This window comes from Amycolatopsis sp. NPDC004625 (assembly GCF_040609695.1).
Classification (GTDB): Bacteria; Actinomycetota; Actinomycetes; order Mycobacteriales; family Pseudonocardiaceae; genus Amycolatopsis.
In genome coordinates, this window is the sequence record NZ_JBEXKX010000034.1 from 79,602 (window position 1) to 90,544 (window position 10,943).

2 protein-coding genes are annotated in these 10,943 nt (G+C 74.5%); both read right to left on the minus strand.

From position 1 onward, the window contains the following. Nucleotides 1-32: 32 nt before the first annotated feature. Nucleotides 33-5,501, minus strand: a complete 5,469-nt coding sequence (locus ABZW17_RS32195; RefSeq protein ID WP_354822635.1) for a type I polyketide synthase — start codon at nt 5,499-5,501, stop codon at nt 33-35. A 27-nt stretch (nt 5,502-5,528) separates the two neighbouring features. Beyond that, nucleotides 5,529-10,937 carry a type I polyketide synthase gene (locus tag ABZW17_RS32200; RefSeq protein ID WP_354822637.1) on the minus strand — a complete coding sequence of 1,803 codons (5,409 nt, stop codon included), beginning with the start codon at nt 10,935-10,937 and terminating at the stop codon, nt 5,529-5,531. Nucleotides 10,938-10,943 lie beyond the last annotated feature (6 nt).

The following is a 10,943-nucleotide window of genomic DNA, read 5'->3' on the forward strand; positions in this document are numbered from 1 at the left end:
GTTTGCCGGAACCGACGTCTCGAACCGGTGCGTCAGACGAGCCCGAGCTCGTCGTGGATGAATTCGAGGACCTCGTCGGCGGAGGCGGCTTCCAGGTGGTCCGCCGCGGTGGCGGTGCCGTCCTGGTCGAGCACCCCGTTGCACATCGCGACCAGGCCCTGCAGGCGCAGGGTGATGCTCGTCTTCGTGGAGTCGTCCAGGCTCAGGCCGCTGAGCAGCGACTCGACGTCCTCGATCTTCGCCTGCACCAGGGAAAGGGCGTCTTCGCTGACCCCGAGCTCGGCCCGCAGGTGCCGGGCCAGGACCAGCGGGGTGGGGTAGTCGAAGACCAGGGTGGCGGGCAGTTTCAGGCCGGTCCCTTCGCGCAACCTGTTGCGCAGCTCCACCGACGTCAGCGAGTCGAACCCGGCGTCCTTGAACGCCATCTCGGCCGGCACGCCCTCGGCGCCGCCGTGCCCGAGCACGGCCGCCGCCCGTTCGCGGACCAGCTCCACGAGCAGGGCCTCCTGGTCGGCGGCGGCCAGCCCGGCCAGCCGCTGGACCAGTTCGCCGTCGCCGGCCGACGCCGTCTTCGCCTGCTGGCGGCCGGCCCGGACCAGCCCGCGCAGCAGCGGCGGGATCGAGCCACCGTGCTTCGCGCCGGCCCGGACCTCGCGCAGGTCCAGCTTGACCGGCACCAGCTGCGGCTGCCCCGAGGCCAGGGCGGCGTCGAACAGGTCCATGCCTTCGGCCGCGGTGATCGGCAGGACACCGCCGCGGCTCATCCGCGCCTTGTCGACCCCGCCGAGGTGGGCGATCATCTCGGTCGCCAGCTCCCACAGGCCCCAGGCGAGCGAGACACCGGGGAGGCCCGCCGCCTGACGGCTCGCCATCAGGCCGTCCAGGAACGCGTTCGCCGCCGCGTAGTTGCCCTGCCCGGCCGCGCCGAGCACGCCCGAAGCGGACGAGTAGACGACGAACGCGCCGAGGTCCAGGTCCCGGGTCAGCTCGTCGAGGTGCCGGACCGCGTCGACCTTCGGAGCGAACACCCGGGCCAGCTTCTCCTCGGTCAGCGTCCCGATCACGCCGTCGTCGAGGACGCCCGCGGTGTGCACCACGCCGGTCAGCGGGTGCTCGGCCGGGACCGCGGCCAGCAGCGCCGCCACCTGGTCCCGGTCGGACACGTCGCAGGCCGCCATCGAGACGTCGGCGCCGAGGGTGGTGAGGTCGGCGACCAGGTCCTTCGCGCCTTCGGCGTCGAGACCCCGCCGGCTGGCCAGCACCAGGTGCCGGACGCCGTGCCGCTCGACCAGGTGCCGGGCCACCAGCCCGCCCAGCGCCCCGGCGCCGGAGACCAGCACCGTCCCGCCCGAGAGGGCCGGGAACGGGTCGTGGCCGGCCGGCCCGCCGGCCCGCGCCAGGCGCGGGACGGACAGGGTTCCCTCGCGCACCGCGATCTGCGGCTCCCCGGTCATCAGCACGCCACCCAGTACCGCCTCCAGTCCTTCGGCCGCCGCGGGATCGAGGTCCAGCAGCACGATCCGGTCCGGGTTCTCGGACTGGGCGGCCCGCACCAGGCCCCAGACCGCCGACGCCACCGGGTCGGTCACGGCACTGCCGGCGGCGACCGCGCCGCGGGTCACCACGACCAGCCGCGAGTCCGCGTCGGGCGCGGCCAGCCACGCCTGGACGACGGCCAGCGTCCGGCTCGTCAGCTCCAGCACGGAACCGGCGGCACCGGCCGCTTCGAGGACCGCCACCGCACCCGGCGGCACGTCCTCGGCGAACGCGGTCACCTGCTCCGCGTCGGCCACCGCCACCCACAGCGGGGCGGGCAGGCCGGCGGGCGCGGACAGCGGGGTCCAGGCCACCTCGAACAGCGAGCCCGCGCGAGCCGGGGCCGCCGGGAGGCGCTCGCCGGACACGGGCCGCAGCGCCACCTCGTCGACCGACAGCACCGGGGCACCGGTGCCGTCCGCCGCCTCCAGTGAAACGCCGTCCGAGCCGCCGGGCGCCAGCCGCACGCGCAGCGCCGAGGCGCCCGCGGCGTGCAGCACCAGCCCACGCCACCCGGTCGCCTGCCGCAGGGCCTGCTCGTCCAGGTCACCGCCGTCGGTCAGCATGGCCGCGTGCAGGGCCGCGTCCAGCAGGGCCGGGTGGACGCCGAACGCGGCGGCGTCCTCCCGCAGGTCCTCGGGCAGCGCGAGCTCGGCGAAGACCTCGTCCCCGTGTCGCCACACCGCACGCAGGCCCTGGAACGCCGGCCCGTAGCCGATTCCGCGCTCGGCCAGGTCGTCGTAGAAGAGACCGGCGTCCAGCTCGACCGGCTGGGCACCCTGCGGCGGCCACGCGGTGAAGTCGAAGTCCGCGGCCGCGACCGGCGTCGCGGCCAGGGTGCCGGTGGCGTGCCGGGTCCAGACGTCCGCGTCGTCGTCGCCGAGGGAGTACACCTCCACCGTGCGGGCGCCGCGCTCGTCCGGCGCGCCCAGCACGACCTGGACCCGGACGCCGCCGGTCTCGGGCACGCCCAGCGGCGTCTCGATCGTCAGGTCCTCGAGGACCGAGCAGCCGGCCTCGTCACCGGCGCGCACGGCCAGCTCGGCCAGGCCGCTGCCGGGCAGCACCGCGGCACCGCCGATCGCGTGGCCGGCCAGCCACGGGTGCGTCCGCAGCGACAGCCGCGAGGTGAACACGATCTCCTCGGACCGCGGCAGCGACACGACCGCGCCCAGCATCGGGTGCTCGGCCGCCGCCTGCCCCAGCGACACGGCGTCGGAGTCCGCGTCGGCGGCCTGCAGCCAGAAGTGCTCCTGGTCGAAGGCGTACGTCGGCAGGGTCACGCGGCCGGGCGGGACGGCCGGCAGCAGGCCGCGCCAGTCCACCGCGACCCCGCGGACGAACAGCTCGGCCGTCGACGTCAGCAGCCGCCGCAGGCCGCCGTCCTTGCGCCGCACCGAACCGCCGACCACGGCGTCCACACCGGCTTCGTCGACGATGCCGGTGATCGGCTGCACCATCACCGGGTGCGGGCTGATCTCGACGAAGAACCGGTGCCCGTCGTCCAGCAGCGCGTCGACGGCGCCGTGCAGGTCGACCATGTGGCGGCAGTTTTCGTACCAGTACGTCGCTTCCAGGCGTTCGCCGTCGAGGACGCCGGGTTTGACGGTCGAGTAGAACGGCACCGTGCCGGCCGCGGGCCGCACGTCCTTCAGCAGGTCCAGCAGCTCGTCCCGCAGCGGCTCCACCTGCGCGGTGTGCGAGCCGACGGTGCTGGGCACGATCCGCGCGCGCACGTCGGCGGCCTCGCACTCGGCCAGGAACCGTTGCAGGGACTCGTCGTCGCCCGCGACGGTGCACGCGCCCGGGCCGTTGCGCCCGGCGACGCTCAGCCCGGGGTGCCCGGCGATCCGGTCGCGGACGTCGTCGGCGGACAACGCCACCGACGCGATCGCGCCGTGGCCGACCAGCCGCCGCGCGAACAGGTCGCTGCGGAGCACGACCACGCGCACGGCGTCGGCCAGGCTCAGCACCCCGGCGATGTGCGCGGCCGCGACCTCGCCCTGCGAGTGGCCCACGACGGCGTCGGGCCGGACCCCGGCCGCTTCCCACACCGCGGCCAGCGACACCATCACCGCGAACAGCACCGGCTGCAGCACCTCGATGCGCTCCAGGCCCTCGTCGGCCCGCAGGACGTCGAGCACGGACCAGCCGGTCAGCGCCGCGATCTCCGTGTCGCACTCGGCCATCCGGGCCGCGAACACCGGCGACTCCGCGAGGAGCTCCCGGCCCATGCCGACCCACTGGGTGCCCTGTCCGGGGAACACGAAGACGATCCCGCCGTCCCGGGCGCCGTCACCCGAGACGCCTTGGCCCGCCGCGATTTCCCGCAGACCCGCGATCGCCTCTTCGCGGTCGGCCGCCACGACGACGCCACGCTTGTCCAGCACCGCCCGGCCCGCGGCCAGCGCCCCGGCCACGTCCTCGAGCGGCGCCTCGGCCTGCTCCAGGAACCCGGCCAGCCGCTCCGCCTGCCCGGCCAGAGACGCCGACGTACGCCCCGAAACCACCAGCGGCACCACGACCGGTCGTGAGTGAGAAGGCGGGTTAGAACCCTCCTTTTCACTCACGACGTCTTGGGGCGGGACTTCTTCGAGGATGAGGTGGGCGTTGGTGCCGCTGATGCCGAAGGACGAGATCGCGGCCCGGCGCGGGCGGCCGTCGACCGGCCACTCCCGGGCCTCGGTCAGCAGCTCGACCGCGCCCGCCGACCAGTCGACTTCCTTGGTCGGCTCGTCCGCGTGCAGCGTCGGGGGCAGGACGCCGTGCCGCAGGGCCTGCACCATCTTGATCACGCCGCCGACGCCGGCCGCGGCCTGCGTGTGGCCGATGTTCGACTTCAACGACCCCAGCCACAACGGCTTTTCCGGGTCGCGGTCCTTGCCGTAGGTGGCCAGCAGCGCGTTCGCCTCGATCGGGTCACCCAGGGCGGTGCCGGTCCCGTGGCCCTCGACGACGTCCACTTCGGACGGTGCCAGCCCGGCGTTCGCCAGCGCGCTGCGGATCACCCGCTGCTGCGCCGGGCCGCTCGGGGCGGTCAGGCCGTTGGACGCGCCGTCCTGGTTCACCGCGCTGCCGCGGATCACCGCCAGCACCCGGTGCCCGCGCTCCCGTGCCACCGACAGGCGTTCCAGGACGACGACGCCGACGCCTTCGGCCAGGCCGGTGCCGTCCGCGCCCTCGGCGTACGCCTTGCAGCGGCCGTCCGCGGCCAGCGCGCGCTGCCGGGAGAACGACCGGAACGAGCCCGGCGTCGCCATCACCATCGCGCCGCCGGCCAGGGCCATCGAACAGTCGCCCTGCCGAAGGGCCTGCACGGCGAGGTGCATCGCCACCAGCGACGACGAGCACCCGGTGTCGATCGTGACGGCCGGGCCCTCGAACCCGAAGGTGTACGAGACGCGGCCGGACGCGATGCAGGTCGCCGCGCCCGTGCCCGCGAAGCCCTCGGCCTCCGGCGGGACCACGCCGCCGCCGGCGCCGTAGCCCTGGGTGGACAGGCCGGAGAACACCCCGACGTCGCTGCCCTTCAACGAAAACGGATCGGCACCCGCGCGTTCGAGGGCCTCCCAGGACGTCTCCAGCAGCAGCCGCTGCTGCGGGTCCATGGTGACGGCCTCGCGCGGCGAGATGCCGAACAACCCCGCGTCGAACAGCCCGGCGCCCTGGAGGAACCCGCCCTGGCTGGTGTACGACGTCCCGGCGCGGTCGGGGTCCGAGTCGAACAGGCTGTCCAGGTCCCAGCCGCGGTCGGCCGGGAAGTCGGCGACGGCGTCGACGCCGTCGGCCACCAGCTCCCACAGCTGTTCGGGCGTCGACACGCCACCGGGGTACCGGCACGCCATGGAGACGATGGCGATCGGCTCGCGGGCGTCGTCCTCGACCTCGCGCAGCCGCTTGCGGGCGTCCCTGGCGTCCGCGATCGCCCGCTTGAGGTAATCGCGGAGTTGGGTTTCATCAGCCACTGAACTCAGCTCCCTGGAAGATTTCTGTCAGTTGAGCCCGTCGACGAGCGCGAACAGCTCCTCGTCGCTGGCGGTGTCGAGGTCGTCGTCGGACGTGCCCGAATCGGTGCCGGCCGTCTCCGCCGCGGTCAGCAGTTCCTTCAGGCGCACGGTGATCCGGTCCCGCGCCGCGGTGTCGGCCGCTCCGATGACCGCGTCCAGGCCGGCCAGCCCGGCCAGCACCGAGTCGGTGGCGGACACCTCGCCGACGGCGAGTTCGTCGCGCAGGTGCCGGGCGAGCGCCTGCGGGGTCGGGTGGTCGAAGACGAGCGTCGCGGGCAGCTTGAGGCCGGTCGCGTCGCGCAGCCGGTTGCGCAGCTCCACCGACGTCAGCGAGTCGAAGCCGGAGTCCTTGAACGCCGTGTCCGCGCGGACGGCACTCGCGCCGGAGTGCCCGAGCACGACCGCGACCTGGGTGCGCACCACGTCCAGCAGCAGCGCTTCCTGCTGGGCCGGGGCGAGCTTCGCCAGCCGCCCGGCGAGCCCGTCGTCCCCGCCGGCCGCCGCCTTGGCCTGCTGCCGGCCGACGCGGACCAGCCCGCGCAGCAGCGGCGGCACCGAAGTCCCCGTCGCCGCGTCGGCCCGGACCTCGCGCAGGTCCAGTTCGACCGGCACCAGCAGTGCCCGGCCCGAGCCGAGGGCGGCGTCGAACAGCTCCATGCCGTCCTCGGCGCCGAGGCCGCCGACCCCGCCGCGGCCTTCGCGACGGCTCATCCGGCTCAGGGTGAGGTCGTCGATGGTGTCGGCCATGCCGGTGAGCGCCTGCCACGGTCCCCAGGCCAGCGACTGGCCCGGCCGGCCCGCCGCGCGCCGCTGGGCCATCAGCCCGTCCAGGAACGCGTTCGCGGCCGCGTAGCCGCCGCTGCCCGCGCCCATGAAGATCGAGGAGGCGGACGAGTAGACGACGAAGGCGTCGAGGTCGACGTCCCGGGTCAGCTCGTCCAGGTTGGTGGCGGCGTCGACCTTCGGGGCGAACACCTTGGCCAGCTTCTCCGGGGTGAGGGCCCCGACGACCCCGGCGTCGAACACGCCCGCGGTGTGCACGATCGCGGTCGGCCGGTGCTCCTTGAGCAGGGAGGCCGTCTGTTCGCGGTCGGAGACGTCGCAGGCGGCCACGGTCACCTCGGCACCCAGCCCGGTCAGCTCGGTGACCAGCTCCACCACCCCGCCGGCGTCCCGGCCCCGGCGGCTGGCGAGCACCAGGCGGCGCACGCCGTGCCGGCCGACCAGGTGCCGGGCCGCCAGCGCACCGAGCGTCCCGGCGCCCGAGACCAGCACCGTCGAATCCGGGCCGAACCCGGCCGGCGGGTCCGACGCCGGAGCGGCCACGCGGGCGAGGCGGGGCACCGAGCACGTCGTCCCGCGGACCGCGAGCTGCGGCTCGCCGGTCGCCAGGACCGCACCCAGCACCGGTTGCGGGCCGTCGCCGGCCGCGGGGTCGAGGTCCAGCAGCACGATCCGGTCCGGGTTCTCGGTCTGCGCCGCCCGGACCAGGCCCCAGACCGCCGACGCGGCCGGGTCGGTCACCACGCCGTCGCCCGCGGGCATCGCGCCCCGCGTGACGACGACGAGCCGGGACTCGTCCAGCTCGGCCGCGAGCCACGCCTGCACGACCGCCAGAACCCGCGAAGTCAGCGTGAGCGCGTCGCCCTCGCCGGATGCCGCCAGGACCACGGCCGCGGGGACGTCGGTCAGGGCCGTCACGTCGTCGGCGGTGGCCACCGCCACCCACGACGGCGCCGGCCCGGCGGCGACCGGCGGCAGCTCGGTCCAGACCACCTCGTACAGCGAACCGGCCTGCGCCGCCGGCTGTTCGGTGGACACCTCCCGCAGCACCAGGGAATCCATCGACAGCACCGGGCCGCCGGTTTCGTCGGCGGCCTCCACGGTCATCGACTCCGGACCCGCGACGAGCCGGACCCGCAGCGCGGGCGCGCCCACGGCGTGCAGCGCGAGCCCGGTCCACGCGAACGGCATCACCGACCGCCCGGTTTCCCCGGCCGCGGCCGCGGCGATGGTTCCGGTCTGCAGGGCCGCGTCCAGCAGCGCCGGGTGAAGGCCGTAGCCGGCGGCGTCCTCGCGCAGTTCCTCCGGGAGGGCGACCTCGGCGAAGACCTCCTCGCCGCGCTGCCACACCGACCGGACGCCCTGGAACGCGGGCCCGTAGGCGTATCCGCGCTCGATCAGGCCGTCGTAGAAGTCCCCGATTTCGACCGGCTTCGCCTCCGCCGGCGGCCACGACGTGAAGTCGAAGCCCGCGGCCGCGGCCGGTGTCGCGGAGAGGACGCCGGTGGCGTGCCTCGTCCAGACCTCGCCGCCGTCCTCGCGCTGGGAGTAGATCTCGACCGTGCGGGAGCCGTTCTCGCCGGGCCCGCCCACCGCGACCTGGATCCGCACGCCGCCGTGTTCGGGGACGACGACCGGGGTCTGCGTCGCGAGTTCCTCCAGGACCGGGCAGCCGACCTCGTCCCCGGCCCGGACGGCCAGCTCGACCAGGCCGGTGCCCGGGAAGAGCACCACCCCGCCGATGGCGTGGTCGGCCAGCCACGGGTGCGTCCGCAGCGACAGCAGCGACGTGAAGACGAGCCCGTCCGACTGCGGCAGCCGGACCGCCGCGCTGAGCAGCGGGTGGTCCGCTTTCGCCTGCCCCAGCGCCGTCGCGTCGGACACCGATTCGGTGGAGGGCAGCCAGTAGTGCTGGTGGTCGAAGGCGTAGGTGGGCAGGTCGACCCGCGCGGGCGGCGCCATCGTGGCCCAGTCGACGGGAACCCCGCGGACGAACAGCCCGGCCATCGACGTGAGCAGCCGCCGCAGGCCGCCGTCGTCGCGCCGGAGGGTGCCGGTGACGACGGCGTCGGTGACGTCGCTGATCGGCTGGACCAGCACGGGGTGGGCGCTGACCTCGACGAACACGCCGTGGCCCTGCTCGATCAGGGCGGCGATGGCCGGGCCGAACCCGACCTGGTTGCGCAGGTTGCGGTACCAGTAACCGCCGTCCAGCACCCCGGCTTCGGTGATCCGCTCGCCGGTGACGGTCGAGTGGAACGGCACGACCGGGGCCTGCGCGTCGATCCCGGCGAGGGTCTCGGCGAGGGTGTCCTCGATGTCCTCGACGTGCCGGGTGTGCGAGGCGTAGTCCACCGCGACCTGGCGGACGCGGACGCCGTCGCCGGCCAGCACTTCGAGGCATTCGTTCAGGGCCTGGGCGTCCCCGGCGATCACGACCGAACCGGGTCCGTTGACCGCGGCCACCTCGACCCGGCCGTCCCACAGCGACAGCCGGGCGGTTGCCTCTTCTTCGCTCAACGCGACCGAGGCCATGCCGCCGCGGCCGGACAGCTGCGCCGCAATGGCCTGGCTGCGCAGGGCCACCACCTTGGCCGCGTCCTCAAGGGACAGTGCGCCGGACACGCAGGCCGCAGCGATCTCGCCCTGGGAGTGCCCGACCACGGCATTCGGCCGGACACCGGCGGCCTCCCAGACCGCGGCCAGCCCGACCATCACGGCGAAACACGCGGGCTGCAGCACATCCACCCGGTCGAGGTCGCCCTCGCCGCGCAGGACGTCCAGCAGCGACCAGTCGATCCACGGCTCCAGCGCCGCCGCGCACTCGGCGATCCGCTCGGCGAACACCGGCGACTCTTCCAGCAGCTCACGGCCCATCCCGGCCCACTGCGTCCCCTGCCCCGGGAACACCCACACGACCTTGCGCGGCGCGCCCGCGCGGCCGGTGACCACCGCGGCGGTGTCTTCCCCGCGGGCCAGCGCCTGCAAGCCGGTCACGGCTTCTTCTCGCGACTCCGCCACCACGACGGCCCGCTCGTCCAGGACAGCCCGGCCGGTCACCGCCGCCCCGGCCACCGCCTCGAGCACCTCCCCCGACTCCTCGAGGAACCCGGCGAGCCGAGCCGCCTGCCCCGCCAGCGACCCCGCACTGCGAGCCGAAACCACCAGCGGCACCACGGACCCTCGTGAGTGGTAAGACGTGTTAGAACCCTCCTTTTCACTCACGAGGTCTTCCGGGGCTTCTTCGAGGATGAGGTGGGCGTTGGTTCCGCTGACGCCGAACGACGACACGCCGGCCCGGCGCGGGCGGTCGGTCCGCGGCCAGTCGCGGGCGCTGGTCAGCAGTTCGACCGCGCCTTCGGACCAGTCCACCGCCGAGCTGGGTGCGTCGACGTGCAGGGTGGCGGGCAGGACGCCGTGCCGCAGCGCCTGCACCATCTTGATCACGCTCGCGACGCCCGCGGCCGCCTGCGCGTGGCCGATGTTCGACTTCAGCGACCCCAGCCACAGCGGCGTTTCCCGCTCCTGGCCGTAGGTCGCCAGCAGGGCCTGCGCCTCGATCGGGTCACCGAGCGCGGTACCCGTGCCGTGCCCCTCGACGACGTCCACATCGGACGGTGCCAGCCCGGCGTTGGCCAGGGCGCTGTGGATGACTCGCTGCTGCGAAGGACCGTTCGGCGCGGTCAGGCCGTTCGAAGCACCGTCCTGGTTCACCGCGGAACCGCGCAGGACGGCCAGCACGCGGTGGCCACGCTCGCGCGCCACCGACAGCCGTTCGAGGACGACCAGGCCGACGCCCTCGGACATGCCCATCCCGTCCGCGCTGTCCGCGAACGCCTTGCAGCGGCCGTCCGCCGCCAGGCCGCGCTGCCGCGAGAACACGACGAAGGAGTTGGTGCTCGACATGACCATCGCGCCGCCGGCGAGCGCCATCGAGCAGTCGCCCTGCCGCAGCGCCTGCGCGGCCAGGTGCATCGTCACCAGCGACGACGAGCACGCCGTGTCGATGGTGACCGCGGGTCCCTCGAAGCCGAAGACGTAGGACAGCCGGCCGGACGCGACGCTCGACGCCACCCCGGTGCCCGCGAAGCTCTGCATCTCCGGCCCGATCGGCCCGGAGCCGTAGCCCTGCGGGGCCGCGCCGACGAACACGCCGACGTCGGCGCCCTTCAGCGTCGTCGGGTCGACGGCGGCGTTCTCGAACGCCTCCCACGAGGTTTCCAGCAGCAGCCGCTGCTGTGGGTCCATCGCGAGCGCTTCGCGCGGCGAGATCCCGAAGAACCCCGCGTCGAACTGCCCGGCCTCGTGCACGAAGCCGCCTTGGCTGACGTACGAGGTGCCCGGGTGGTCCGGGTCCGGGTCGAACAGGGTGTCCAGGTCCCAGCCGCGGTCGGTGGGGAAACCCGAGACCGCGTCGCCGCCCTCGGACACCAGCCGCCACAGGTCCGCGGGGCCGCTGATGCCGCCGGGCAACCGGCAGGCCATGCCGACGATGGCGATCGGCTCGCGGGACGCGTCTTCGAGGCGGCGGTTCCGCTTCTTCAGCGTGCCGACCTCCTCGAGGGACTTCCGCAGCGCCTCGACGACCTTTTCATACGACGCACTCACCACTTGCCC